28 protein-coding genes and 1 riboswitch are annotated in these 26055 nt (G+C 71.3%); of the genes, 16 read left to right on the forward strand and 12 right to left on the reverse strand.

The annotated features are described in order from the left end of the window. The first annotated feature begins 46 nt into the window (after positions 1-46). Together OHA58_RS26470 and OHA58_RS26475 are read left to right on the forward strand one after the other, a co-directional pair. Positions 47-1000, forward strand: a complete 954-nt coding sequence (locus tag OHA58_RS26470; protein WP_100592179.1) for an ROK family glucokinase — start codon at positions 47-49, stop codon at positions 998-1000. A gap of 75 nt (positions 1001-1075) precedes the next feature. Next, the gene (locus tag OHA58_RS26475) at positions 1076-1834 is read left to right on the forward strand and encodes an endonuclease/exonuclease/phosphatase family protein (protein ID WP_405481838.1); all 759 of its coding nucleotides are present in this window, start codon (positions 1076-1078) and stop codon (positions 1832-1834) included. 6 nt (positions 1835-1840) lie between these two features. Here the strand turns inward: OHA58_RS26475 and OHA58_RS26480 are convergent, their stop codons facing one another. After that, positions 1841-2572, reverse strand: coding sequence for a hypothetical protein (locus OHA58_RS26480; protein ID WP_405481840.1), 732 nt, complete (start codon positions 2570-2572; stop codon positions 1841-1843). Continuing rightward, positions 2565-3344: a carboxylesterase gene (locus OHA58_RS26485; RefSeq protein WP_227294266.1), complete on the reverse strand. Its 780-nt coding sequence runs from the start codon at positions 3342-3344 to the stop codon at positions 2565-2567. Before OHA58_RS26485 ends, OHA58_RS26480 begins: the two co-directional genes overlap by 8 nt. 153 nt (positions 3345-3497) lie before the next feature. Between OHA58_RS26485 and OHA58_RS26490 the strand changes: the two genes are divergently transcribed. From OHA58_RS26490 to OHA58_RS26510, 5 genes are all read left to right on the forward strand, one after another. After that, entirely contained in the window at positions 3498-4271 is a 774-nt protein-coding gene (locus OHA58_RS26490) for a lysophospholipid acyltransferase family protein (protein ID WP_405485196.1), read from the forward strand. Positions 4272-4328: 57 nt separating this feature from the next. Next, positions 4329-5558: a MacS family sensor histidine kinase gene (gene macS / locus OHA58_RS26495; RefSeq protein WP_405481842.1), complete on the forward strand. Its 1230-nt coding sequence runs from the start codon at positions 4329-4331 to the stop codon at positions 5556-5558. After that, the gene (locus OHA58_RS26500; protein WP_327577366.1) at positions 5555-6250 is read left to right on the forward strand and encodes a response regulator transcription factor; all 696 of its coding nucleotides are present in this window, start codon (positions 5555-5557) and stop codon (positions 6248-6250) included. The genes macS and OHA58_RS26500 overlap by 4 nt, the downstream gene beginning before the upstream one ends. A gap of 150 nt (positions 6251-6400) precedes the next feature. Beyond that, positions 6401-7429 carry a 6-phosphofructokinase gene (locus tag OHA58_RS26505; RefSeq protein ID WP_116502543.1) on the forward strand — a complete coding sequence of 343 codons (1029 nt, stop codon included), beginning with the start codon at positions 6401-6403 and terminating at the stop codon, positions 7427-7429. A gap of 146 nt (positions 7430-7575) precedes the next feature. After that, positions 7576-8580, forward strand: a complete 1005-nt coding sequence (locus OHA58_RS26510; protein WP_405481844.1) for a 2-hydroxyacid dehydrogenase — start codon at positions 7576-7578, stop codon at positions 8578-8580. On the opposite strand, the gene OHA58_RS26515 is transcribed toward OHA58_RS26510, so the two are convergent. After that, on the reverse strand, positions 8526-10412 hold the full coding sequence (locus OHA58_RS26515) for an anthranilate synthase family protein (RefSeq protein ID WP_405481845.1): 1887 nt from the start codon (positions 10410-10412) through the stop codon (positions 8526-8528). The two genes, OHA58_RS26510 and OHA58_RS26515, sit on opposite strands and share 55 nt — an antisense overlap. Before the next feature lie 105 nt (positions 10413-10517). Beyond that, positions 10518-10604 carry a trp operon leader peptide gene (locus OHA58_RS26520; RefSeq protein ID WP_355886181.1) on the reverse strand — a complete coding sequence of 29 codons (87 nt, stop codon included), beginning with the start codon at positions 10602-10604 and terminating at the stop codon, positions 10518-10520. Positions 10605-10674: 70 nt separating this feature from the next. Here OHA58_RS26520 and OHA58_RS26525 point away from each other — a divergent pair, with 70 nt between their 5' ends. Further along, positions 10675-12027 (forward strand): class II 3-deoxy-7-phosphoheptulonate synthase, encoded by a 1353-nt coding sequence (locus tag OHA58_RS26525; protein WP_405481846.1) that lies wholly within the window; start codon positions 10675-10677, stop codon positions 12025-12027. A gap of 143 nt (positions 12028-12170) precedes the next feature. Further along, positions 12171-12425: a bacterioferritin-associated ferredoxin gene (locus OHA58_RS26530; protein WP_405481847.1), complete on the forward strand. Its 255-nt coding sequence runs from the start codon at positions 12171-12173 to the stop codon at positions 12423-12425. 40 nt (positions 12426-12465) lie between these two features. Here OHA58_RS26530 and bfr read toward each other — a convergent pair whose 3' ends face one another. Beyond that, positions 12466-12945: a bacterioferritin gene (gene bfr, locus OHA58_RS26535; RefSeq protein WP_116502549.1), complete on the reverse strand. Its 480-nt coding sequence runs from the start codon at positions 12943-12945 to the stop codon at positions 12466-12468. 164 nt (positions 12946-13109) lie between these two features. Here bfr and OHA58_RS26540 point away from each other — a divergent pair, with 164 nt between their 5' ends. Continuing rightward, on the forward strand, positions 13110-13742 hold the full coding sequence (locus OHA58_RS26540; protein WP_227294259.1) for a sulfite oxidase-like oxidoreductase: 633 nt from the start codon (positions 13110-13112) through the stop codon (positions 13740-13742). 44 nt (positions 13743-13786) lie between these two features. Here the strand turns inward: OHA58_RS26540 and OHA58_RS26545 are convergent, their stop codons facing one another. The 6 genes from OHA58_RS26545 to thiO all read right to left on the reverse strand — a co-directional run bounded on the left by OHA58_RS26545 (position 13787) and on the right by thiO (position 19562). Then, a complete protein-coding gene (locus OHA58_RS26545) occupies positions 13787-14335 on the reverse strand; it encodes a DUF4396 domain-containing protein (protein WP_405481848.1) in 549 nt (182 codons plus the stop codon). A gap of 80 nt (positions 14336-14415) precedes the next feature. Further along, positions 14416-15291, reverse strand: coding sequence for a deoxyribonuclease IV (locus OHA58_RS26550; RefSeq protein ID WP_405481850.1), 876 nt, complete (start codon positions 15289-15291; stop codon positions 14416-14418). Positions 15292-15325: 34 nt separating this feature from the next. Next, positions 15326-17272, reverse strand: a complete 1947-nt coding sequence (gene pknB, locus OHA58_RS26555; RefSeq protein ID WP_405481851.1) for a Stk1 family PASTA domain-containing Ser/Thr kinase — start codon at positions 17270-17272, stop codon at positions 15326-15328. A gap of 94 nt (positions 17273-17366) precedes the next feature. Next, a complete protein-coding gene (locus OHA58_RS26560; RefSeq protein WP_116502554.1) occupies positions 17367-18161 on the reverse strand; it encodes a thiazole synthase in 795 nt (264 codons plus the stop codon). Positions 18162-18165: 4 nt separating this feature from the next. Continuing rightward, positions 18166-18381 carry a sulfur carrier protein ThiS gene (thiS, locus tag OHA58_RS26565; RefSeq protein WP_227294254.1) on the reverse strand — a complete coding sequence of 72 codons (216 nt, stop codon included), beginning with the start codon at positions 18379-18381 and terminating at the stop codon, positions 18166-18168. Beyond that, positions 18378-19562 carry a glycine oxidase ThiO gene (gene thiO / locus OHA58_RS26570; protein ID WP_405481854.1) on the reverse strand — a complete coding sequence of 395 codons (1185 nt, stop codon included), beginning with the start codon at positions 19560-19562 and terminating at the stop codon, positions 18378-18380. The genes thiS and thiO overlap by 4 nt, the downstream gene beginning before the upstream one ends. Then, positions 19560-19673, reverse strand: a riboswitch (TPP riboswitch). Its footprint overlaps the gene before it by 3 nt. A 52-nt stretch (positions 19674-19725) precedes the next feature. On the opposite strand from thiO, the gene OHA58_RS26575 reads away from it, so the two are divergent. From OHA58_RS26575 to OHA58_RS26600, 6 genes are all read left to right on the forward strand, one after another. After that, complete coding sequence (locus tag OHA58_RS26575) at positions 19726-20070, forward strand: hypothetical protein (protein ID WP_266565179.1); 345 nt, start codon at positions 19726-19728, stop codon at positions 20068-20070. A 116-nt stretch (positions 20071-20186) separates the two neighbouring features. Continuing rightward, on the forward strand, positions 20187-21422 hold the full coding sequence (locus OHA58_RS26580) for an NAD(P)/FAD-dependent oxidoreductase (RefSeq protein WP_405481855.1): 1236 nt from the start codon (positions 20187-20189) through the stop codon (positions 21420-21422). A 74-nt stretch (positions 21423-21496) separates the two neighbouring features. Next, entirely contained in the window at positions 21497-21862 is a 366-nt protein-coding gene (locus OHA58_RS26585; protein ID WP_405481856.1) for an Rv2175c family DNA-binding protein, read from the forward strand. Between the two features lie 78 nt (positions 21863-21940). After that, complete coding sequence (gene thiE / locus OHA58_RS26590; RefSeq protein WP_227300302.1) at positions 21941-22588, forward strand: thiamine phosphate synthase; 648 nt, start codon at positions 21941-21943, stop codon at positions 22586-22588. Positions 22589-22674: 86 nt separating this feature from the next. Then, the gene (metF, locus tag OHA58_RS26595) at positions 22675-23595 is read left to right on the forward strand and encodes a methylenetetrahydrofolate reductase [NAD(P)H] (RefSeq protein ID WP_405481857.1); all 921 of its coding nucleotides are present in this window, start codon (positions 22675-22677) and stop codon (positions 23593-23595) included. 47 nt (positions 23596-23642) lie between these two features. Next, positions 23643-24479, forward strand: a complete 837-nt coding sequence (locus OHA58_RS26600; protein ID WP_405481859.1) for a hypothetical protein — start codon at positions 23643-23645, stop codon at positions 24477-24479. A 19-nt stretch (positions 24480-24498) separates the two neighbouring features. On the opposite strand, the gene OHA58_RS26605 is transcribed toward OHA58_RS26600, so the two are convergent. Further along, complete coding sequence (locus OHA58_RS26605; RefSeq protein WP_405481861.1) at positions 24499-25998, reverse strand: phytoene desaturase family protein; 1500 nt, start codon at positions 25996-25998, stop codon at positions 24499-24501. Positions 25999-26055: the final 57 nt, after the last annotated feature.

A 26055-nucleotide genomic window follows, 5' to 3' on the forward strand; every position in this document is an offset into this window, starting at 1 on the left:
TCGGGTACGGTGGGCCGTAGCGGGGCTCGACCGAACTGAGGGATTCATGGGACTCACCATCGGCGTCGACATCGGCGGCACAAAGATCGCGGCCGGCGTGGTCGACGAGGAAGGCAACATCCTCTCGACGTTCAAGGTGCCGACTCCCAGCACGTCCGAGGCCATCGTTGACGCGATCGCCTCGGCCGTCGAGGGCGCACGGGCAGGACACGAGATCGTCGGCGTGGGCATCGGCGCCGCCGGATACGTCAACCGCCAGCGCTCCACGGTCTACTTCGCGCCCAATATCGACTGGCGCCAGGAACCGCTGAAGGAAGAGGTCGAGAAGCGGGTCGGCCTGCCGGTCGTCGTCGAGAACGACGCGAACGCGGCCGCCTGGGGCGAATACAAGTTCGGCGCGGGCAAGGGCCACCGGAACGTCATCTGCATCACGCTCGGCACCGGCCTCGGCGGCGGCATCATCATCGGCAACAAGCTGCGCCGCGGCCACTTCGGCGTGGCCGCCGAGTTCGGCCACATCCGGATGGTCCCGGACGGCCTGCTGTGCGGCTGCGGCAGCCAGGGCTGCTGGGAGCAGTACGCCTCCGGCCGCGCGCTCGTCCGTTACGCCAAGCAGCGCGCCAACGCGACCCCGGAGAACGCGGAGTTCCTGCTCTCCCTGGGCGACGGCACCCCGGACGGCATCGAGGGCAAGCACATCTCCATGGCCGCCCGCCAGGGTGATGCCGTGGCCGTCGACTCGTACCGCGAGCTGGCCCGCTGGGCCGGCGCGGGCCTCGCCGACCTGGCCTCGCTGTTCGACCCGTCCGCGTTCATCGTCGGCGGCGGGCTCTCGGACGAGGGCGAGCTCGTCCTCGACCCGATCCGCAAGTCCTACAAGCGCTGGCTGGTCGGCGGCAACTGGCGCCCCGTGGCGGACGTCATCGCGGCCCAGCTCGGCAACAAGGCGGGCATGGTCGGGGCGGCGGACCTGGCGCGGGAGCCCGACCCGATCATGTGACACCGGCTGCTTCAGCCACCGAACGCCCGCCGTTTCCCCGGAGAAACGGCGGGCGTTCGTCGTATCTTGATCGTCATGGTCACCGGATCACTCCCCAACTCCCGCACCGAACCCGACGGTTCGGCCGTCGTCCGGGTGCTCAGCTACAACATCCGCTCGATGCGCGACGACACCGCCGCGCTCGCCCGCGTCATCGCGGCCTGCGCCCCCGACCTGGTCCTGATCCAGGAGGCGCCCCGCTTCTTCCGCTGGCGCAAGAAGCTCGCCCGGCTCGCGGCCGCCTCGGACCTGGTGATCCTCTCGGGCGGCGCGAGCGCGGCGGGCCCGGCGCTGCTCTGCTCCCTGCGCGCCACCGTCGAACGCACCGAGGACGTCCTGCTGCCCCTCACCCCCGGACTGCACCGGCGCGGCTTCGCGACCGCCGTCGTCCGTTTCGGCGGCGCCAGGATCGGCGTACTGAGCTGCCATCTGAGCCTGCAGAAGGACGAGCGGTACGCGCAGGGCGGGATGCTCCTCGACCGGCTCGCGGCGCTCGGCGTCGACCACGCCGTCGCGGGCGGTGACCTCAACGAACGCCCCGGCGGCCGCACGTTCCGGCGCCTCGCGGAGGCTCTCCAGGACGCCTGGGCCACGAAGCCGTGGCTCGGCGAATACACCTCGACACCGGCCGACCCGCATCAGCGCATCGACGCGATCCTCACGACACAGGGCGTCGAGGTCCTCGGCTGCGGGGTCCCGGTGGGCATGCCGGGGGTGAGCGAGGACGACCTGAGGGCGGCCACGGACCATCTGCCGGTCCTGGCCGCCCTCAGGGTTCCCGCCGCCCGGGGCTGACGCGGGTCAGACGACCGCGCCGCGCCCCGGATCGTCGTCGTCATCGTCGCCCTGCATACGCATCACGAGCGTGCCGAAGCCGCCGAGGAAGCCACCGACGCAGACCGTCGTGAGCCACCACGTCATCTGCCAGCCGAGCAGCACGGCCAGCAGCATCAGGACCGGGCCGCCGATCACGGCGAGCCAGGCGAACTTGGCGGTGACGTCTGCCTCGGGCAGCGGCGGGGGCTCCGGGGGTACGAAGTGGCCCTCGTCGTCGGCGTCGCTGTCCGACGGCTCGGCCGGCCGGTAGTCGCGGGGGCCGCCGACGCCGGGTGCGAAGGAGACCGAGGAGCCGAGCGGCGTCGCGGGCTTGCCGGTCTTTGCGGCGTCCGGCTCCGAGCCGCTCGCCTCCGAGCCGCTCGCCTCCGAGCCGCTCGCCTCCGGGCCGTCCGTCTCCGAGCCGTTCGTCTCCGGGTCGGGCAGGGCCAGGTCCTCGATCGACTTGAACGGCTTGACGCCCGGCGGGTCCGGCGGCTCCTCGCCGTACCCGGCGACGATGGCGGCCCAGGCGGCGTCCTCGTCCACGGGCTCGCCGGCGCCCCCGGCGGCTGCGGTCGCGTCTGCGCCGGGCTGCTGCTCCTTGCCGAGCTGTGCCGGACCGGGCAGCGCCGTGCCCGACGCCGCCGTCTCGGCGGACGCGTCCTCCGGCTCGCGGCTCTCGTCGCCGGCGGGTTCACGTCGGTCCTGCTCAGCCACCGGTGGCCGTCCCTTCCTTACCGACACTGGGCGCGAGCCGGCCGATGAACGCATAGCTCTCGTCGAAGATCCGGTCCGCATCATGGTCCAACGTCGCGACGTGGTAGCTCTGTTCCAGCAGGATCTCCTCGACGTCCGTGGACGAGATCCGGCTGAGGACGCGGGCCGAGTCGACGGGCGGCACCACATGGTCCTGGGTGCTGTGCAGGACCACCAACGGCTGTGTCACCTGCGGCAGTTCACGGTCGACGATGCGGAAGAAGTTCCGCAGGGAGTGCGCGGCGTGCAGCGGCACCCGGTCGTACCCGATCTCCGACGAGCCCTCCTTCGCGATGTCGCTGGCGATCCCCTTCGTCGAGCGCACGAGATGCCGGGCCACCGGGAGGGCGTGCGCGGCGAGGCCGTGCACCTTGTTCCCCGGGTTCACCAGGACCAGGCCCGCCACCTCGTCCCCGTGCTTCGCCGCGAGCCGCAGCGCGAGGGCGGCGCCCATCGACAGACCGAAGACGAAGACCTGGGAGCACCGGTCCAGCAGCTCGCGCAGGGCGCGGTCCACCTCGGCGTACCAGTCCTGCCAGCCGGTGACCTGCATGTCCTCCCAGCGCGTGCCGTGACCGGGCAGCAGGGGGAGCGAGACGGTGAGTCCGCGCTCGGCGAGGTACTCCGCCCAGGGGCGCAGCGACTGCGGGGAACCGGTGAAACCGTGACAGAGGAGGACGCCGACCTCTCCGCCCTCGTGGCGGTACGGCTCGGCTCCAGGAATGACCGGCACCTTCGGTCTCCTGTTCATGAGAGGGGGATCGCCCAGGACTGCGGGGCGTACTTCACCGTACGCGACCGCGCTGACACCGACCAGGGTCGTCGGGCCTCGGAGCTGCGGCGCGGGTTAAGGTCTGATCTACAGACAAAGGAAGGCAGTGGGTTGATCTACGGCGCAATGAAGGTGGCCATCGGAGGGCCGCTGAAGCTCGGCTTCAGGCCCTGGGTGGAGGGCCTCGAGAACATTCCCGCCGAGGGTCCCGCCATTCTGGCCAGCAACCACCTGTCCTTCTCGGACTCCTTCTTCCTGCCGGCGGTGCTCGACCGCAAGGTCACCTTCATCGCGAAGGCCGAGTACTTCACGACGCCCGGCGTGAAGGGCAAGCTCACGGCCGCGTTCTTCAAGGGCGTCGGCCAGCTCCCCGTGGACCGCTCCGGTTCGCGCGGCGCGGGCGAGGCCGCCATCAAGAGCGGCATCGAGGTCCTGGAGCGCGGCGAGCTCTTCGGCATCTACCCGGAGGGCACCCGCTCGCCCGACGGCCGCCTGTACCGCGGCAAGCCCGGCGGCCTCGCGCGCGTGGCGCTCGCCACCGGCGCGCCCGTCCTCCCGGTCGCGATGATCGACACCGAGAAGATCCAGCCCCCCGGCAAGGTCCTGCCCAAGCTGATGCGCCCCGGCATCCGCATCGGCAAGCCCCTCGACTTCGGCCGCTACCAGGGCATGGAGCACGACCGGTTCGTGCTGCGGGCCCTGACCGACGAGGTCATGTACGAAATCATGAAGCTCTCCGGCCAGGAGTACGTCGACATGTACGCGACCGCCGCCAAGCGGCAGATCGCGGACGCGGCGAAGGCCGAGGCCAAGGCGGAGAAGGAAGCCAAGGCGGAGAGGGAAGCCAAGGAGAACAAGGGCGGCGGCGTGGAACGGCCGGCCTCCTAGCCGCGTCGTCGTTCTGGGAGCGGTCGTACCGGGAGCCGCAGTTCGGGGGGTGGGTGCGTGGCCAGGCGCGAACGCGTGATGAGGATGTCCGTCGAGCAGCCGCTGTGGCGCGCGCTGACGGCGTACCGGCTGCTGACGATGCTGTACGCGATCGGCCTGTTCGTCACCGCGCAGGACAGGTTCGATCGCCCCTGGGTGGCGATCGGCTACTTCGTGGTCCTGGTCGTGTGGACCCTGGCCACACTGCCGCGCGTCGCGAACGCCGCGAGCTGCACCAAGCGTTTCCTCACCGCCGACCTGATCGTCGCGCTCGCCGGCATCCTGCTCACGCCGGTCGCCGTCGAGCACAGCCGGATCGTGGCCGGCGGCCCGACCCTGCCGTCGATCTGGACGGCCGGCGCAGTCCTCGCGTACGCGGTCAAGGGCGGCTGGCGGTGGGCGGCGTTCGCCTCGCTGCTCGTCGGCGTCGCGAACGTGGTGCAGCGCGGCGCCTTCAGCCGCGACACCCTCCACAACGTCCTGCTCGTGTGCATCGCGTCGATCGCCATCGGCTACGTCGTCGAGGTGGCCCGCGCCTCCGAGCGCACCCTCGCCCGGGCCCTGGAGATCGAGGCGGCCACCCGTGAGCGGGAGCGGCTCGCCCGCGACATCCACGACGGCGTGCTCCAGGTCCTCGCCATGGTGCAGCGCCGCGGCACCGCGCTGGGCGGCGAGGCCGCCGAGCTCGGCAGGATGGCCGGCGAGCAGGAGGTCGCCCTGCGCACCCTGGTCGCCGGTGGTCTCGTGCCCGCCTCGCGTGCTTCCGAGGACGCCTCGCAGGGCGCGCTCGTGCGGGCGGTGGAAGAGCCGGACGATCTGCCCGGCACCTCGACGCCCTGCGATCTGAGGTCGCTGCTCGCGCCGCACGCCGGGGCGCGGGTGAGCTTCGCCGAGCCGGGCGCCCCGGTGCCCCTGCCGCCGGCCGCGGCGAAGGAACTCGCGGCGGCTGTCAGTGCCGCCCTGGACAATGTGCGCAGGCACGCGGGGGCGGACGCCCGGTCCTGGATCCTCGTCGAGGACGAGCCCGACGCCGTGATCGTGACGGTGCGGGACGACGGACCCGGCATCCCGGAAGGGCGTCTCGCGCAGGCCGAGGGGGAGGGGCGGCTCGGTGTCGCCCAGTCCATCCGCGGCCGGCTGCGGGACATCGGCGGCACGGCCGAGCTGATCTCGGTGCCGGGACAGGGCACCGAGGTCGAACTGAGAGTTCCGAAGGTTTCACGGGGGAAGGCGGGATCGGGAAGATGACCGAGCAGCAGCGGGAGGGCGCCGCGGCAGGCGCGATCAGGGTCATGGTGGTCGACGACCACCCGATGTGGCGAGACGCCGTGGCGAGGGACCTCGCCGAGGCGGGTTTCGACGTGGTGGCCACCGCGGGCGACGGCGAGCAGGCGGTGCGCCGGGCCGGCGCCGCCGCGCCCGACGTCCTCGTACTCGACCTGAACCTGCCGAAGAAGCCCGGCGTGCAGGTCTGCAAGGAACTCGTCGGTGCCGACCCCGCCCTGCGCGTCCTGGTCCTGTCGGCGAGCGGGGAGCACGCCGACGTCCTGGAAGCGGTGAAGTCGGGCGCCACCGGTTACCTGCTGAAGTCGGCGTCGACCGAGGAGCTGACCGACGCGGTGCGCCGCACGGCGGCCGGTGACCCCGTCTTCACCCCGGGGCTCGCGGGCCTCGTCCTCGGCGAGTACCGGCGCCTGGCCTCCGAACCCGCGCCCGCCGCGGGCGCCGGCGAGCCCAAGGCCCCGCAGCTCACCGAGCGCGAGACCGAGGTCCTGCGCCTGGTCGCCAAGGGCCTGAGCTACAAGCAGATCGCCGAGCGGCTCGTCATCTCGCACCGCACCGTGCAGAACCACGTGCAGAACACCCTGGGCAAGCTCCAGCTGCACAACCGCGTGGAGCTCGTCCGGTACGCCATCGAGCGCGGCCTCGACGACGCGTAATCGCCCCCGCGCCTCCTGAAGGATCACCACACAAAGGTCAACTTCCGTACTCTTCAACGGAATTCACCCTTCACGTGCTGCCGAAGTGACGTGGATCACTATTAGCGTGACCCGTGTCAGCTCACAGTGCTGTGGCGAAGGGACATTTCCATGCGGGTCGGAGTACTTACCGGAGGCGGCGACTGCCCCGGGCTCAACGCCGTCATCCGGGGCATCGTCCGCAAGGGCGTGCAGGAGTACGGCTATGACTTCGTCGGCTTCCGGGACGGCTGGCGCGGGCCGCTCGAAGGCGACACCGTACGGCTCGACATCCCGGCCGTGCGCGGCATCCTGCCCCGTGGCGGCACCATCCTCGGCTCCTCGCGCACCAACCCCCTCAAGGTCGAGAACGGCATCCGGCGCATCAAGGAGACCCTCGCCAAGGAGGAGGTCGGGGCGCTCATCGCGATCGGCGGCGAGGACACCCTCGGCGTCGCCGCCCGCCTCACCGACGAGTACGGCGTGCCCGTCGTCGGCGTACCGAAGACCATCGACAACGACCTGTCCGCCACCGACTACACCTTCGGATTCGACACCGCCGTCGGCATCGCGACCGAGGCCATCGACCGGCTGCACACCACCGCCGAGTCCCATATGCGGGTCCTGGTCTGCGAGGTCATGGGCCGCCACGCGGGCTGGATCGCGCTCCACTCGGGCCTCGCGGGCGGGGCCAACGTCATCCTCATCCCCGAGCAGCGCTTCGACGTCGACCAGGTCTGTGCCTGGGTCACCTCCCGTTTCAAGGCCTCGTACGCCCCGATCGTCGTCATCGCCGAGGGCGCCATGCCCAAGGACGGGCAGATGGTCCTCAAGGACGGGACGCTCGACTCCTTCGGGCACGTCCGTCTCTCCGGAGTCGGCGAATGGCTGGCCAAGGAGGTCGAGCGGCGCACCGGCAAGGAGGCCAGGACCACGGTCCTCGGCCACATCCAGCGCGGCGGCACCCCCAGTGCCTTCGACCGCTGGCTTGCCACCCGCTTCGGGCTGCACGCCATCGAGGCCGTGCGCGACCGCGACTTCGGGAAGATGGTCGCGCTGCGCGGCACGGACATCGTCCGGGTGCCGATCGCCGAGGCGACCGCCCGGCTGAAGACGGTCGATCCTGCGCTGTACGAGGAGGTCGGTGTCTTCTTCGGCTGAGGCGCGAGGTCGCGGTTGATGCCCGGAGTGATGCCGGGGGTGGGCGGGGCGAGATCCTCCCACTCCCGGGTGTCACGGGGTTGCCCGGCCCGTATATTCGCCGTAACCAGCACACACGACGCGATACGGAAGAAACGGGAGCAGTCGTGGAGATCCTCGCATTCGGCGTGCAGTCCGACGAGAAGCCCCTCATGGAGAAGGCGTTCGCGGGCCATCACGAGGTCCGCTGCCTGGACGTCTTCCTCAACGAGGACACGGCCCCCATCGCGGCCGGCTACGAGATCATCTCCACCAGCGTCAACGCCACCCTGAACAACCGCGTCCTGCAGACCCTCGCCGCCGGCGGCACGCAGCTGATCGCCCAGCGCTCCACGGGCTTCAACAACATCGACCTCGAGGTCGCCGAGCGCCTCGGCCTGACCGTCGCCCGCGTCTCGTACTACTCGCCGTACTCCGTCGCCGAGTTCGCCTGGACCCTCGCGATGGCCGTCAACCGCCGCATCGTCCGCGCCTCCAACCGCACCCGCGACTTCGACTTCAGGCTCGACGGGCTGATGGGCCGCGACCTGCGCGGCCGCACGGTCGGCGTCCTCGGCACCGGCAAGATCGGCGAGGCGTTCACCCGGATCGCCCACGGCTTCGGCATGAACCTCCTCGGCTGGGACATCGCCGAGAACCCCGCCTGCGTCGAACTCGGCATGAAGTACGTCGACAAGGAGCGCCTCTTCACCGATGCCGACCTGATCAGCCTGCACGTACCCCTGCTCCCCGCCACCGAGCACCTCGTCGGCAGCGCCGCCCTGCGCACCATGAAGGACGACGCGATCCTGGTGAACTCCAGCCGCGGCGGCCTCATCGACACCCAGGCGCTCGTCTCCGAGCTGCGCGAGGGCCGCTTCACAGGCGTCGGCCTCGACGTGTACGAGGCCGAGGCCGGGCTCTTCTTCCTCGACAAGTCGCTCGACGTCGTCGAGGACGACACCCTGGCCCGCCTCGTCACCTTCCCGAACGTCCTGGTCACGTCGCACCAGGCGTACTACACCGTGGACGCGGTGAACCAGATCATCGAGACCACGGTGGCCAACGTCCTCGACTATCAGGCGGGCCGGCGCTCCGAGAACGTCCTCGTGCCCTCCGCGCCCAAGAGCTGAGCAAGGAGCTCCCGCACGACGTCCGCCCCGCGCAGCGACAGCACCGACTCCGGGTGGAACTGCACCCCGGCGAAGGCGGGCCCCCGCAGCGCGTGCACCTCGCCGCTCGCCGCGTCCCGGCTCACCTCGACGCCGTGCGCGGCCAGTTCCATCGCCGCGTCGTCGTCGCAGCGCGCCACGAAGCTGTTGTAGAACCCGACGGTCTCGGCCCGCCCGAACAGATCGACGTCCGTCTGCGCGCCCTGGTACGGCACCTCCTTGCGGACGATCTCAAGCCCCAGCTCGGCCGCGATCAGCTCATGGCCGAGGCACACGCCGAGCACGCCGTGCCGGTGATCACGCAGCACCTCGGCGGTCAGCGCGCGCAGGAAACGCATCTTCGGGTCCGTCTCGTCGGAGGGGTTGCCAGGTCCCGGGCCCAGGACGACGGGGCCCTCGTGGGCGAGCACGGCGTCCCGCAGCCCCGGCTCGTCGTAGCGCCGCACGGAGACGGTGAGGCCCGACGACCGCAGCAGATGCGCCAGCATCGCCGTGAACGTGTCCTCGGCGTCCACCACGAGCGCGTGCCCCTCCAGGGCCGCCGCCTGCTCCTGCATCCGCAGCCAGAACGGCGCCAGCGCAGCCCGCCGCCCGTCGAGCGCCGCCTGCACCCGCGGATCGTCGGCAAGCGCGGGCCGCACGCCCTCGCCGCGCGGCCGCCCGGGCCGCACCCCCAGCGCGGCAAGGACCCCGGCCGCCTTCGCGTGCGTCTCCTGGACCTCGCTCGCCGGGTCGGAGCCGCGCACCAGCGTCGCCCCGACCGGCACCCGCAGCTTCCCGCCCGCGTCGATGTCGGCCGTACGGATCAGGATCGGGGAGTCCAGGGTCTGCGCCCCGCCCGCGTCCCGCCCGACCAGCGCGAGCGCCCCCGCGTAATAGCCGCGCCCACCCACTTCGTGCCGCTCGATCACCCGGCAGGCGTTCTGCACCGGCGACCCCGTGACGGTCGCCGCGAACATGGTCTCCTTCAGCACCTCGCGCACGTCCAGCGAGGACCGGCCCCTCAACTCGTACTCCGTGTGCGCGAGATGGGCCATCTCCTTCAGGCGCGGGCCGATCACGACCCCGCCCATGTCGCCGACGGTGCACATCATCTTGAGCTCCTCGTCGACGACCATCGACAGCTCCTCGATCTCCTTGCCGTCGGCGAGGAAATCGAGCAGGTGCTCGGGCGTCGGTCCCTCGGCCGGGTAGCGATAGGTCCCGCTGATCGGGTTCATCACGACCGTGCCGCCGCTCATCCGCACATGCACCTCCGGGCTCGCCCCCACCAGCGTCCTCTCGCCGGTGTGCACGACGAACGTCCAGTACGCGCCCCGCTCCCCGGCGAGCAGCCGCCGGAACAGCGCGAGCGCGTCCGCCCGCCCGAACCCGCGGATCGCGCCTTCGTACGTCCGCCGGATCACGAAGTTCGCGCCCTCGCCCTGCCCGATCTCCTCGCGCAGGACCCGCTCCACGATGTCCGCGTACGCGGCGTCGTCCACGTCGAAGCCCCCGTCCGACACACGGACGTCATGGGCCGGCAGCTGCGCAAGGGCGTCGGCCAGCGGCAGCGCGTACGTCTGGTCGGGGGTGAGCACCGCGAGCGGGGTGCCGTCGTCGCGGACGTCGAAGCCGCGCTCCCTGATCTGCCGGAACGGCACGAGGGCGAGGCCCTCCGGGATGTCGGCGAGTCGCTCGTAGGTGTTCACGGGGCCGACCAGGAGCTCCACGGTGTCGTGGTCGTGGCCGGGCGCGCGGCGGCGCAACAGGGCGAAGGGACGGTCGTCGTGCAGCAGCTCGGACAGATCCATGGCGTGTGATTCCTCTTCCAGACTCCGGTTGCGGAGAGGAACGGCCAGGTCCCGGAAAACACTGAAGGCCGCCCTCGGGCGGCCTTCGCTTCGCTGTACGCGCAGTCAGTGGGCCGCCGGGTGAGCGGTCCACCACCAGTTACGGGTCGTGTGCGCGAACATGAGCGGCACCTTACCCGATGGGCAGCTCATCTGTGGACGACGCGTCTCAAAGGGTGAGCGGTCGGCTGGACCGCCGACCTGACCCCGTAATGTTGAGGATGTGACCGTGAACGCTAAGACCAGCGCAAGCGCTGGCAACACCTGGCGAGACCTGCCCGCGGCGCAGCAGCCCGAGTACCCCGATGCCGAGGCTCTGCGCGATGTGATCGCGGACCTCGAGTCGTATCCGCCGCTCGTCTTCGCGGGCGAGTGCGACCAGCTGCGCGCCCGACTGGCGGCCGTCGCCAAGGGAGAGGCGTTCCTCCTCCAGGGCGGCGACTGCGCCGAGGCCTTCGACGCCGTGTCGGCCGACCACATCCGCAACAAGCTCAAGACGCTGCTCCAGATGGGCGCCGTCCTCACGTACGCGGCCTCCGTGCCCGTCGTGAAGGTGGGCCGTATCGCGGGGCAGTACTCCAAGCCGCGCTCCAAGGGCACCGAGACCCGCGACGGCGTGACCCTGCCGACGTACCGCGGCGACTCGGTCAACGGCTTCGCCTTCGACGAGAAGTCCCGCGTCCCGGACCCCGAGCGCCTGAAGCGGATGTACAACGCGTCCGCCTCCACGCTCAACCTGGTGCGCGCCTTCACCACCGGGGGCTACGCCGACCTGCGCCAGGTGCACGCCTGGAACCAGGACTTCGTGAAGTCGTCCCCGTCCGGCCAGCGCTACGAGCAGCTCGCCCGCGAGATCGACAACGCGCTGAACTTCATGCGTGCCTGCGGCACCGACCCGGCCGAGTTCCAGACGGTCGAGTTCTACGCCTCCCACGAGGCACTGCTCCTCGACTACGAGTCGGCGCTGACCCGCGTGGACTCGCGTACGGGCAAGCTGTACGACGTGTCGGGCCACATGGTGTGGATCGGTGAGCGCACCCGCCAGCTCGACGGCGCGCACATCGAGTTCGCCTCGAAGATCAGCAACCCGGTCGGCATCAAGCTCGGCCCGACGACGACGGCCGAGGACGCGCTGCAGTACATCGAGCGCCTCGACCCGGACCGCGAGCCCGGCCGCCTGACCTTCATCGTCCGCATGGGCGCCGACAAGGTCCGCGACAAGCTCCCGGAGCTGGTCGAGAAGGTCACCGCCTCCGGCGCGACCGTCGCATGGATCACCGACCCGATGCACGGCAACACGTACGAGGCGGCCTCGGGCCACAAGACCCGCCGCTTCGACGACGTGCTCGACGAGGTCAAGGGCTTCTTCGAGGTCCACAAGGCGCTCGGCACCCACCCGGGCGGCATCCACGTCGAGCTCACCGGTGACGACGTCACCGAGTGCGTGGGCGGCGGCGACGAGATCTTCGTCGACGATCTGCACCAGCGCTACGAGACGGCCTGCGACCCGCGCCTGAACCGCAGCCAGTCCCTCGACCTGGCGTTCCTGGTGGCGGAGATGTACCGCGACCAGTGATCCCGCAGTAAATCGCCGTGGGGCGCGGATCACATCGATCCGCGCCCCACGGCACTTTTGTGCTCCGCACCCGGCGGGTAAGGTTAGGTTAGCCTCACCGTTCATTAGGGCGGGAGCAACGAACCGGTCCTGATCGCTGGGAGGTGAACCGCGTGTACGTCTGCAACTGCTTCGGTGTGACCGAGGACCAGGTCAAGAAGCACGCGGACGGCGGTGCGTGCACCCCCCGTCAGATAGCGTCGGCCTGCAAGGCCGGCACGGACTGCGGCTCGTGCGTACGCCGCATTCAGGCGCTGCTCGGCCGTGGGAGCTGCCCGCGCCGCGAGCTGGTCGAGCAGGGAAGGCCCGCCCTGACGGCCGACCCGAACGCCCTCGTGGACCTTCCGGACGCCGCCTGAGGCTCCGCCTGGGTAGGTGCGGCTGCCGGCTGTCCGGCTGCTAGCTGTCCGGCTGCTCGATCTGCTGGGCCAGGTACAGCGCCTCACCGAGACTCTCGATCAGCTCCAGCTGCGTGTCCAGATAGTCGATGTGGTGCTCCTCGTCCTCCAGGATGTCCTCGAAGATCCGCGCCGACGTCACATCGCCCTTGGCCCGCATGACGTCGATGCCGCGCTTGAGGCGGTCGATCGCCTCGACCTCGACCTGACGGTCGGCCTGGAACATCTCCGTGACGGTCTGCCCGACCCGTACGTGGAAGAGCCGCTGGTAGTTCGGCAGGGCATCGAGGAAGAGAATCCGCTCCGTCAGCCGGTCCGCGTGCTTCATCTCGTCGATGGACTCTGCACGGGTGTACTTCGCGAGCTTGGTCCAACCGTTGTTGTCCTGGATCCGGTAGTGGAGCCAGTACTGGTTGATGGCCGTCAGCTCGCCCGTGAGCTGCTCGTTGAGGAATTCGATGACCTCGGGGTCGCCCTGCATCGCAGAGGCTCCTTCCACGTGGTGGACTCGGCAGATTTCGCGCATCCTCGCACCGGCACCGAAAACCGTCCAGTAAGTGCATGCTTAGTAGGAGTTGCCCTTTTCGGAGGTGGCCGGGCTCTCGCTGGTCACAGCCACTGCCCGGGGTCTGTCAGGATGGAGGCATGGGTCAGCCGGTGGGTCGCGAGTCTGGGGGAGCAGTGCAGTCGGAGCTTCCACCGGGACAGCGTCTCCAGCGGGGCTGGCCGGTCACCCACTACGGCCCGGTGCCCAAGTTCCGCCCCGAACGCTGGGAGTTCAGAGTCTTCGGCGCCACCGCCGACGGGGACAAGCGCTGCTGGACTCACGAGGAGTTCTCCGCCCTGCCCTACGGCACGGTCGTGGCCGATCTGCACTGCGTCACGAAGTTCAGCATGCTCGGCGCGGAGTGGGGCGGTGTGCCCGCCGCGACGATTCTCGAGCTGGCGCCGCCCGCGCCCGCCGTCACCCATGTGATGGTCTGGGCCGAGTACGGGTTCAGCGCGAATCTCCGCCTCGAGGACTTCGCGGCCGACCGCACGATCTTCGCCACCCACAAGGACGGCGAACTCCTCACCGCGGAACACGGCTTCCCGCTCCGCCTCGTCGTGCCCCATCTGTACGCCTGGAAGGGCCCGAAGTGGGTCCGCGGCATCGAGTACATGACGGCCGACCGCCGCGGCTTCTGGGAGGAGCGCGGCTATCACAACGTCGGCGACCCCTGGCGGGAGCAGCGCTACTCGTACCAGGAAGAGCCCGGGGACGGCCCCGAGCTCTGAGTCCTGGCGCTTCTCGTACGGTCCGTCAGTGGTCGTACCGTCCGTCAGTGGTGGTACTGGTGCACGACCGCGTGGCCCTTGCCGCGGCCGATCATCCACTTGTTGACCGGCGTGGTCACCACGAAGGCGATGGCCAGTGAGGCCGCAAGCGCGCCCCAGAACAGGCCGTCCGACAGATGGGCGTCCATCGCGCTCGGCCACAGTGCGATCACGCCGTTGTCGATCAGCTCCATGACGGCGATGGACAGGGTGTCCGCGGCGAGCGCGACCCGGAACGCGGTCCTGAAGTCGACGCCGGCCTTCAGGACGCTGCGCAGCGTGAGCGAGTAGCCGAAGAAGAACGCGAGCACGATCGCCAGGATCATCGTCGGCATGTTGCCCCAGCCGAACGCCGTGCCGATCACCATGCCGAGGACCTCGCCGATGGCGCATCCCGTGAGGCAGTGGAGGGTCGCCTGCGCGGCCATGGACCAGCTGACCTTGCCGAGGCCGTGCCCGGCGTGGGTGTGACCGGAGTGCTCGTGCTGTTCGTGATCTGCGTGCTGGTCGTGCTGCTCGTGGTGCGCGTGTCCGGCGTGCGTCTCGTGCTGCATGAGGTCCCCCAACGTCAGAGAGCGGTTCCTGTCGCTGACAAGAACCGTATACCCCCTGGGGGTATTCCTCAAGTGATCCCCTAGCCCTTCCGCAGCTCCTTCAGACGGGCCACGTCCGTCGCGTGGCCCACCTTGCCGCCGGGCGTCTCGATGATCAGCGGCACGTTCTCGGTCGCCGGGTGGGCCATCAGCGCGCGGAACGGCTCGGCGCCGATGTGGCCGGAGCCGATGTTCTCGTGGCGGTCCTTGTGCGCGCCGGCGACGTCCTTGGAGTCGTTGGCGTGGATCAGCTTGAGGCGGCCCTCGCCCACGGTGTCCACCAGCAGGTCCAGGGTCTGGTTCATGCCGGCGGGGCCCGTCAGGTCGTGGCCCGCCGCGAAGATGTGGCACGTGTCCAGGCAGACACCCAGCTTCGGATGCGCGTCCAGTGCGTCGAAGTACGGCCCGAAGTCCCAGGTTCGCGAGCACAGCGAAGAGCCCTGGCCCGCGGTCGACTCCAGGAGGAGGTACGGGTCGTCGTCATGGGTCAGCTCGTCGAGGAGCGGCAGCATCCGCTCCCGCACCTGCGCGAGCGCCACCTCACGCTCACGGCCGCCGGTCGCCGAACCCGTGTGCACGACGACGCCGAGCGCGCCTATCTCGCGGGCCCGGCGCAGCGAGTGCCGCAGCGACTCCACGGACTTCTCCACGGTCGCCTCGGTGTGCGAGCCGAAGTTGATCAGATAGGGCGCGTGGACGTACGCGGGGATGTCCTCGGCGGCGCAGGCCGCGCGGAACGCCTCGTCCTGTTTCGGATTGCCGGGCGGCGTCGCCCAGCCGCGCGGGTTGGCGACGAAGACCTGGACGGTCTCGGCGCCGAGCTCGCGCGCGTACGAAAGCCCTACGGAGGCCAGGCCGCCGGCGACGGGGACATGGCCGCCGACCGGGTTACGGGATGCGGTGTCGGTGCTGCTCACGCGTCAAGGGTGGCACGCGCGCGTGGCCGTCCCGTCAGCGGATCTGGATGGTGATCGTCGACCCCTTCGGGGCCTTGTCACCGCCCTCCACGGACTGCTTCTTCACGGTGTCGCCGAAAATACCGAGCAGACCGCGGTCGTTCTCGACCTCGAAGCCGCGGGCCTCGAGCTTCTGGTGGGCGTCGTCGACGCTCATGCCCACGACGTCGGGGACCTCGACCATGACCGGGCCCTTGGAGATCGTCAGGGTGACCGTGTCCCCCTCGCCGAGCCGCTTGCCCTCGACGGGGGACTGCTGGGCGACGCTGCCCTTGTCCGCGTCCGAGTACGCCCGCTTCGTGGCGATCTCGGCCTTCAGGCCCACGTCCTGCAGGTCGGCGATGGCGTCCTCCTCGGACTCGCCCGTCACGTCCGGGACGTCCACCGCGCTGCCCCTGCTGACCACGAGCGCGATGGCCGAGCCGGCCTTGCGCGTGGTGCCGGACTCCGGGTCCGTGGCGATCACTGCCCCCTTGGGGACGTCCTCGTCGAACTCCTTGGTGACCATGCCGGGCTCCAGGCCCGCGTCCTTCAGCCGGCGCTCGGCCTTGCCGAGGGGCGTGCCCTGGAGGTCGGGGACCTTCACGGTCTCCGGGCCCAGGGACACCGTCAGATCCACCGCCCCGTTGTCCCGGATGCGGGCGCCCACCTCGGGGTCGCTGGCTATCACGGTGCCGCGCTTCACGGTGTCGCTGTACGCACGCTTGACGTGCCCGAGGTCGAGGCCGGCCTCGCCGAGCCGCTCCTTGGCCTGCGTCTGTGTCTTGGCGAGCAGCGGCGGGACCTTCGTGAACTGGCCCGAGTTGATGTACCAGACGCCCGCGCCGAGGCCGAGGGCGAGCAGCACGGCCGCGACGGCCGCGAGCACACCGCGCCGCGGACGACGCCTCCGGGAAGGGGCGGGCGGCGGGGGCGGCGTCTCGAAGCGGCTCGTGCGGTTCAGCTCCGCCTGCGGGTCCTGGTCGTCGGCCGGCAGCGGGAGCTGTACGCCCCTGGTCCGCAGTGCCCGCGGGATCACGCTCGTACGGTCGTCTGAGATGTCACGGTCCCCGAGGTCCTCGGGGCGTGCGGCCGGCGGCACCGCGTCGAGCTGCGCGTCCGTGAGGGCGGCCCTGGCCGCCCTGACCTGGGCGAGCAGCGCCACCGCGTCGTACGGCCTGAGGTCGGGCGTGCGCGCGGTCGCGGACGCGACGAGCTCGTCCAGCTCCGCGGGCAGGCCGGGAACGGACGTGGACGGGGGCGGCACGTCCTCGTTCAGATGCTGGTAGAGGACCTGGGCGGGGGAGTCGCCCGAGTGCGGCTTGGCGCCCGTGAGCATCTCGTAGAGCACCACCCCGCACGCGTACACGTCGACGCGGGGGTCCGCGGTGCCCGACTCGATCTGCTCGGGGGCGAGATAGGAGACGGTGCCGAGGACGGCGCCCGTGGTGTTCGTGACGGTGTCCACGGCCCGTACGAGGCCGAAGTCCGCCACCTTCACGCGGCCGTCGTCCCCTATGAGGACGTTCTCCGGCTTCATGTCGCGGTGCACGAATCCCGCGCGGTGCGCGGCGCCGAGCGCGGCGAGGACCGGCTCCAGGATGTCGAGCGCGGCGCGCGGCCGCAGTGCCCCGCGGTCCCTCAGGACGTCCCGCAGGGTGCAGCCCGCGACGTACTCCATCGCCAGATAGACGTACTGGCCGTCCGCGCCCTGGTCGAAGACCCCGACCACATTCGGGTGGGAGAGCCGGGCGACGGACTTGGCCTCGCGGATGAAACGCTCGACGAACGAGACGTCGGCGGCGAGGGCCGGGTGCATCACTTTGAGCGCGAGCACGCGGTCGAGGCGGGTGTCCACGGCCCTGTAGACCGTGGCCATCCCGCCGACCGCGATGCGTGCGTCGACGCGGTACCGGCCGTCGAGCACCTGCCCGACGAGAGGGTCCTGAAGGGTCGTGTCCACGCAGGTGAGTGTACGAGCCGCCGCCGACACCCGGCTCCGCAGTCGTCCGCAAGCGGCCGTACTGCAGCAGAGCTGTAACCGTGCTGTACGGCCCTCAGAACGCGGGCCGCTCCGGGTCGAGCCTGGCCATCCCGGACACGGGCGAGGAGGCCTCGGCGAAGTGCCTGCGGGGGATACGGCCCGCCCGGAACGCCAGCCGCCCCGCCTCGACCGCGTGCCGCATGCCCTCCGCCATCAGGGTCGGCTCCTGCGCGCGGGTGACCGCCGAGGCGAGCATCACACCGGCGCACCCCAGCTCCATCGCCAGCGCCGCGTCGGACGCCGTCCCGGCACCCGCGTCCAGGATCACCGGCACGCGCGCGTGCTCGGTGATCAGCTGGAAGTTGTGCGGGTTGCGGATACCGAGCCCGGAGCCGATGGGGGAGCCGAGCGGCATGACCGCGGCACAGCCCACGTCCTCCAGCTTCCGCGCGAGCACCGGGTCGTCGTTCGTGTACGGCAGCACGGTGAAGCCGTCGTCGACGAGGATCTCCGCCGCGTCCAGGAGCTCGATCGGGTCGGGCAGCAGGGTGCGCTCGTCCGCGATGACCTCCAGCTTGACCAGGTCGGTGCCGAGCGCCTCGCGCGCGAGGCGGGCGGTCAGGACGGCCTCACCGGCGGTGAAACAGCCCGCCGTGTTCGGCAGCACCTGGATCCCCAGCTTCTCCAGTACGGAGAGCACGGAGCCCTGCACGCTCGCGTCCACACGCCGCATCGCGACGGTCGTCAGCTCCGTGCCGGACGCGACGAGGGAGCGTTCCAGGACATCGAGGCTGGGCGCCCCGCCCGTGCCCATGATCAGCCGGGACGAGAAGGACGTACCGCCGATGACCAAGGAGTCGTCAGCCATGGGTTCAGCCTCCCTGGACCGCGGTGAGGACCTCGACGCGGTCCCCGTCCGTGAGTGCGGTGACGGCCCACTGGGTGCGCGGGACGACGGTTTCGTTGAGTGCGGCGGCGACACCGGACGGCGCGCTGGTCAGCGCGGAGACGAGGGCGTCGAGCGTGGTGCCCGGGGCGACCTGGCGGCCCTCGCCGTTCACGGATACGTGGGTGACGGACACGGTCATACGGACTGCTCCACAGAGACGGGTGCGGGGACGGCGTCGAAGCGCCGCGGGGTGAAGGGGCGGGCCACTTCGGGGAGTTCGCCGGTGGCGAGCGCGTGGGCCATGGAGTCGCCGGTGACCGGCGTGAGCAGCACGCCGTTGCGGTAGTGGCCGGTGGCGAGCAGCAGGCCCGTCAGCGCGGTCGGGCCGAGGATCGGGGCGTTGTCGGGGGAGCAGGGGCGCAGGCCCGCGCGGGTCTCCGTGAGCGGCAGCTCCGTGATGCCGGGCACCAGCTCGTGGGCGTCGCGCAGCAGCTCGTAGACGCCGCCCGCGGTGACCGTCGTGTCCCAGCCGAGCTCCTCACTGGTGGCTCCGACGACGAGCTCGCCGTTGACCCGGGGCACCAGGTAGAGGTTGCCGCCGCGTACGACGGCGCGCACGGTGCGGCTCAGGAACGGCGCGTACGCCTTCGGCACGGTCAGGCGCAGTACCTGCCCCTTCACCGGGCGCACCGGCGGCAGCACGTCGTCCGGGACCCCGGCGAGCCTGCCGCTGAGGCTGCCGCCGGCGAGGACGACCTGGTCCGCGTCGAGCCCGGTGCCGTCGGCGAGGACCACGCCGCGCGCGCCCTCGCGGACGACTGTCAGCCGCTCGGCCCACTGCCGGTGGAACTGCACCCCGGCCAGCTCGCAGGCCGCGACAAGGGCCTTCGCGAGGCGTCTCGGGTCGATCTGGTGGTCACCGTCGACGCGCAGGCCGCCCCGCACGGACGGGGCCAGCATCGGTTCGAGGCGCCGGCACTCACGGCCCGACAGCCACTCCGAGTCCAGGCCCGACTTGTGCTGGAGGGCGTGCAGTTCCCGAAGGTGTGCGCGGTCGTCCGAGTCGAGCGCGACGGCGAGGGTGCCGCACGCGCGGTAGCCGAGGTCGAGCCCGGTGGCCTCGGAGAGCTCGGCCGCGAACGCCGGATAGCGGCGCGCGGACTCCACGTTGAGGCCGAGGAGGGTCTGTTCGGCTTCTCCGTAGTGCAGTTCGGTGACGGCGGCGAGCATCCCGGCCGCCACCTGAGCGGCCCCGCCGCCCGGTTCGGGGTCCACGACCGCGGTGCGCAGCCCGCGCTGCGCGGCCCGCCACGCGGTGACGAGACCGATGATCCCGCCGCCCACGATCAGGACGTCGGAGCCTTCTGAAGTACGCGACATGGGCGTCCAGCCCCTCCCTTCGCCGGCATGACCCGGATCAGGTTCGTACGGTCGGAGGCCGTCCCAGCCTCCCTCTCAGCCCGGTACGTCCGGGCTCCCGCGAGTGCTTTACGGTGACCACCCTAAACCGTCCCCGCGACCCTCAGTAAGGGAGCCCGCCCGCATGGCCCGCTCGCTCGACGGACTCGTACTCGCCCCGGTCGCCGACCAGGCTCCAGGTCAGGTGGGTACGCGGACGCGGTTCACGTACCACGAGGAGGACGGCCGGATCTGGGCCGAGTACGCGGGCGGGGACGTGGTGCGCGGCCACCTCGTGGGCACCCGTGAGGGCGACCGGATCGACTTCAGGTACGTACAGCTGAAGACGGACGCGACGACCTCCTCCGGGCACTGTGTCTCGCTCGTCGTGGACCTTCCCGACGGGCGGGTGCGGCTGGACGAGACGTGGGAGTGGGAGTCGCAGGCGGGCAGCGGGACGAGCGTCGTCGAAGAGGTCCCCGGCGCCTGACGGCGGGAGCGCGGGCGGCCGGAGCGGTCAAACCGGCGGCCGGTGTGGAAGACGTCACGGGACCGGAGTGCCGCGGCCCGCTGACTGACTGAACGTCAGGTGCATATGGTGATCCGGTGAGCGAGCAGACCCAGAACCAGGCACCGGTGCCCCAGGCAGGGCGGCACGTCGTCATCGTCGGCGCCGGGATGGCGGGGGTCCAGACCGCCGTGGCCCTGCGCGAACAGGGCTTCACCGGCGCTGTCACGCTGATCGGCGCTGAACCCCACCAGCCGTACGACCGGCCCCCGCTGTCCAAGGCCGTCCTGCTCGGCAAGGCCGAGGGGTCCGCCTTCGACGTCGACTTCGAAGCACTCGACATCACGCTCGAACTGGGCCGCGAGGTCACCGGCGTACGTCCCGCCGAGCACACCCTCGACACCGCCACCGGACCCGCCCCCTACGACGTCCTCGTCCTCGCGACCGGCGCCGAACCCATCAGGCTGCCCGGTACGGAGGACATCCAGGGCGTCCATCTGCTGCGCACGCTCGACGACGCCGAACGCCTGCGCCCCGTCCTCGCCGCGCAGCGCGACATCGTCGTCGTGGGCGCGGGCTGGATCGGCGCCGAGTTCGCCACCGCGGCCCGCGAGGCCGGATGCGCGGTCACCGTCGTCGAGGCGGCCGAGCGGCCGCTCGCCGGGGCGCTGCCCGAGGAGGTCGCCGCCCCCATGGCCGCCTGGTACGCGGACGCCGGGGCGGAACTGCGCACCCACGCGCGCGTGGAGCACGTCGAACCCGGTGCCGTCCTCCTCGACGACGGCACCCGGGTGCCCGCCGGAGCCGTGGTCGTCGGCATCGGGGCCCGCCCCGCCACCGGCTGGCTCACCGGCTCCGGCATCACGCTCGGCGCCCACAGCGAGGTCGTGGCGGACGACCGCCTGCGCACCTCCGAGCCCGATGTGTACGCGGTCGGTGACTGCTCGTCCTTCCCTTCGGGCCGGTACGGCGAGCGCCTGATGGTCCACCACTGGGACAACGCGCTCCAGGGCCCCCGCACGGTCGCCGCCAACATCATCGGCGAGAGCCCGGCGACGTACGACCCGGTGCCGTACTTCTGGTCGGAGCAGTTCGGTCGCTTCGTGCAGTACGCCGGGCATCACGCGGCAGCCGACACCACCGTGTGGCGCGGCGATCCGCAGGGCGCGTCCTGGAGTGTGTGCTGGCTGCGCGAGAGCCGTCTCGTTGCCGTCCTCGCCGTGGGCCGCCCGCGTGACCTGGCGCAAGGGCGCAAGCTCATCGAGTCGGGCGTCCCGCTGGACCCGCAGGTCATCAGCGACCCGGCCCGTCCCCTGAAGGCCGCCGTCGTGTAACCGCCCCGCGCGGGCGAGGGGCCTTTTGCGCGGCCGCGTTTCCCACTGTCAGTCCGGGATGGCACGCTTGTCCTGTGACCGAGATTGACGCAAAGATCGATGCTCTCGTCCCCGAGTGGCTCACCCTCCCCGACATCGCCGAGCAGTTCGGCGTGGAGGTGACGCGTGTGCGGCAGCTGGTGAAGGAAGGCCAGGTGATCGCCGTACGCCGCGGTGAGAACAGGGCGCTGCACGTGCCCGCCGCCTTCATCGACGGCGACAAGGTCGTCAAGGGCCTCACCGGGACGCTGACCCTGCTCAGGGACGACGGCTTCAACGACGAAGAGATGCTCGAGTGGCTCTTCACCTCCGACCCGACCCTGCCGGGCACCCCCGCGCAGGCGCTGAGCGAGAATCGCGGCACGGAGGTGAAGCGCCGCGCCCAGGCGCTCGCCGTCTGACCTGACAACCGTCCGGCGTGCGGGCCGCGCTCACCGCGGCCCGCGCGCCACCGACCACGGGGGGACTCACCCATGGCCATGGCCGCCACGCAGCGCGCCCAGCTCGCCGACGCCCGGCTGTACCTGTGCACGGATGCCCGCAAGCGCCAGGGCGACCTCCCCGAGTTCCTCGACGCCGTCCTGGCGAACGGCGTGGACATCGTGCAGCTGCGCGACAAGGGCATGGAGGCGGGCGAGGAGCTGGAACACCTGGCCGTCCTCGCCGACGCCGCCGCCCGCCACGGCAAGCTGTTCGCGGTCAACGACCGGGCGGACGTCGCCCACGCCGCCGGCGCCGACGTCCTGCACCTGGGCCAGGGCGACCTGCCGGTCGCGGCCGCCCGCGCCATCCTCGGCGAGGACGTCCTGATCGGCCGCTCCACGCACGCCGACACGGAGGCCGCCGCGGCCGCCGTCCAGGACGGCGTGGACTACTTCTGCACCGGCCCCTGCTGGCCGACCCCCACCAAGCCCGGCCGGTACGCGCCCGGCCTCGACCTGGTGCGTTACACGGCCTCGCTCGGCACGGACCGCCCCTGGTTCGCGATCGGCGGCATCGACGCGGGGAACCTGGACGAGGTGCTCGAAGCGGGCGCCCGCCGCGTCGTCGTCGTCCGCGCCATCACCGAGGCGGACGACCCGGGCGCGGCCGCGGCCGACTTCGCGAAGCGGCTGCGTACGGCCTGACCCGCCCGGCCGCGCTCCGCCAGGACATGTGTCCGCAGGGTGGACGGGGATTAGGGACAGGGCGCTCCCGTGGCTAACCTGCCCATATGGCCCTTGGCACCGCTTCCACCAGGACTGATCGCGCACGCACCGTGCGCGACATGCTCGCGACCGGCAAGACGACCTTCTCGTTCGAGTTCTCGGCGCCGAAGACCCCGAAGGGTGAGCGGAACCTCTGGAACGCGCTGCGCCGGGTCGAGGCGGTCGCGCCCGATTTCGTCTCCGTGACGTACGGGGCCGGCGGTTCCACCCGCGCCGGCACGGTCCGCGAGACGGAGCAGATCGTCGCCGACACGACCCTGACCCCGGTCGCCCACCTCACGGCCGTCGACCACTCCGTGGCCGAGCTGCGCAACATCATCGGCCAGTACGCGGACGCCGGCATCAGGAACATCCTCGCCGTGCGCGGAGACCCGCCCGGCGACCCCATGGCCGACTGGGTCGCGCACCCCGAGGGCCTGGCCTACGCCGCCGAACTGGTCCGGCTCATCAAGGAGTCGGGCGACTTCTGCGTCGGCGTCGCGGCCTTCCCCGCGATGCACCCGCGCTCCGAGGACTGGGACTCCGACGTGCGCCACTTCGTGGACAAGTGCCGGGCGGGCGCGGACTACGCGATCACTCAGATGTTCTTCTACCCGGAGGAGTATCTGCGGCTGCGCGACAAGGTCGCCGCCGCGGGTTGCGACACCCCGGTCATCCCGGAGATCATGCCGGTCACGAGCGTGCGCATGCTGGAGCGGCTGCCGCAGCTCAGCAACGCCACGTTCCCGCCCGCCCTGAAAGAGCGCATCCTCACAGCCAAAGACGATCCGGCGGCTGTACGCTCCATTGGCATCGAGTTCGCGACGGAGTTCTGCGCGAAGCTGCTGGACGAGGGCGTTCCGGGTCTGCACTTCATCACGCTCAACAACTCCACGGCGACACTGGAGATCTACGAGAATCTGGGCCTGCACGACCAGCGGGCCTGACCCGGCCGTATTCCACCAGGGGCGGCGGCCGTACGAGAGGGGCGTACATGGGCTGGACGGTCCTCTACATCGCGTTCGGAATCGTCGCGTTGTGGCTGCTCGGTGAGGTACTGCTCCAGTACAAGGCGCGGCTGCGCTACCGGCTGCTCGCCTTTGTCGGGTTCGTGGGCGTCGTCCTCGGTGTGCTGATCCCGTCGGTGATCGTCATCGGGATCGGCGCCATCACGTTCGCCGTCGGCCAGACGTACGTGACGCTGTCGTTCCGCAGGGGCTTCTCCACGGGCTGGGCGATCGGCGGGAACCCCGGCGCGAGCAAGCGGCGCAAGATCAAGGAGCCCGTCCACCAGGACCCGACCCTCGAGGTCTCCGACCTGGAGTACGAGTCCGCCGCCCCGGACGCCCCGGAACCCGAGTCCGCGGCCGAGGTGACGTCGGTCTACGCGCCGCAGCCGATGCCCGACGACACCGGCCAGTACGGCGTCTACACCCCGGCCGCCGCACAGACGGACTCCGCCGCGCAGGGCTACGCCTACGACGCGTACGCGGGCTACGACCAACAGCAGTACGGCTACGACAACGGCCAGCAGCAGTACGCCGCCTACTCCGACCCGTACATCGGGACGCAGACCTACCCGGCGCAGCCCCAGTACGACGACGCGTACGGCACGGGACAGCAGTACGGCGACCCGTACGCGGCGGGCGGCTACGGCATGGAGACGCCGCCCGGCGGGGTCTGGGTGCCCCAGCAGCGCACCGGCGACGACCAGCACCAGCAGTACGGCGGTGAGCTGCCCCCGGAGCAGCCCTACCCGTACGAGCAGAACGGCCAGGGCGGTTACGACGGCGGCTCCGGCTACAACGAGCAGCAGCAGTACCGCTACTGATCCTGGCGGGCGCCGCCCGTCACTGCGAGCCGCGGAAGTCCGGGCCCTCCACGATCAGCCCGGCCGCCAGCGCGCCCGACATCCCCGCGTGCGGCAGCCCGCCGCCCGGGTGCGACCAGCCGCCGACGGCGAACAGGCCCGGAACGAGCGTGCCGTTCGACGGGTGCAGGAGCCGGCCGGAGGCCGCTGCCAGGGCCGGTGCGGGCACCGAACCGCCGTCCGCGCCCGTCGCGTCGGCGACATCCGACGGGGTGCGGACCTCGTGCCACAGCAGACGGTCGCGCAGCCCGGGGACCGCCTGCCCGGCGGCGTCGATGACCCGCTCCACGTCCGCGTCCGTCACGCGCGCGCCGCGCGTCACCGTGACCACCAGGGTCACCGCTTCATGGTCCGGGTCCGGCACCACCGAGGCGTCGTCGGGACGGAGCACCGTGACCGTGGGCCGCTCCGCCACCGCCGTGCCTCCGCCGAACAGCGAGGCCAGCTCGGCTTCCCGGTCCGCGGCGTGCACGACCGTCCGGTGCGGGGCGTCGCCGGGACGCGCGCCGCGCAGCGCCAGGAACACCGTCAGCCGGCTCGGCAGCGCCGACTGCGGTGCCACCGAGTCCTCGGCCCTGAGCGCCCGCCCCGGCAGCAGCTCGTCGAGGACGCCTGGCGCCACACCGGCGACCACGAAGTCGGCCTCCACGACCCGGCCTTCGGCCAGTTCCACGCCCGCCGCCCGGCCGTCCTTCTCCACGATCCGCGCCACCGGCGCGTCGAACTCGAACGCGACCTTCCGCTGAAGACAGCGCTCGTACACGGCACGCGCCAGCTCCCGCATCCCGCCGCGCACCGCCCAGGTGCCGAAGGTCTGCTCCATGTACGGCAGCACGGCCGCGCTCGCCGGGGCCGTACGCGGATCGAGACCGGACGCGAGCGCGTACTGCTCGAGGAGCGCGACGAGCCGCGGGTCCCCGCCCAGCTCGAGAGCGGCGACCTCGGAGAGCGTCGTCGCCGACAGGTCCTTGCGCAGCATCCGGCGGCGGACCACCGCGGGGTACGGCTCGCGGTCCGCGAGGATCCGCCAGTTCGGCCACAGGGGCTCTTCGAGGAGCGGGCGCCGGGTGCGGTCCCAGGCCTCACGCGCCCGGTTCATGAACGCCGACCAGTGAGGCCCCGACCCCTCGCCGAGCGCCGCGTCCAGGGCGTCGGCGATGCCCGCGCGCCGCGCGTTCGGCAGGTCCACCGCCGTGCCGTCCGCGAAGACATGCCGCACGGCGGGCTCCACCTGGGTCAGCTCGACCGCGTCCTCCAGCGGTTGCTTGCCCGTCTTGATGAACAAGTCCCGGTAGACCGCGGGCAGTTGGAGCAGCCCTGGGCCCGTGTCGAACGAGAAGCCGCCCCGAGCGAAGCCGCCGAGCGCCCCGCCGTACGTCGACGCGCGCTCGTACACCGCCACCTGGTGGCCTGCCACGGCCAGCCGGGCAGCGGCCGCCATCGCGCCCATCCCGGCGCCGATCACCGCAATCCGTGCCATGACGGCGACTTTATCCGCCCCCACCGACACCCCCGCCGACAGCCCGGCCGGGGGCTG

Source organism: Streptomyces sp. NBC_00009 (assembly GCF_045040855.1).
In the GTDB taxonomy this organism is placed as follows: domain Bacteria; phylum Actinomycetota; class Actinomycetes; order Streptomycetales; family Streptomycetaceae; genus Streptomyces; species Streptomyces aureus.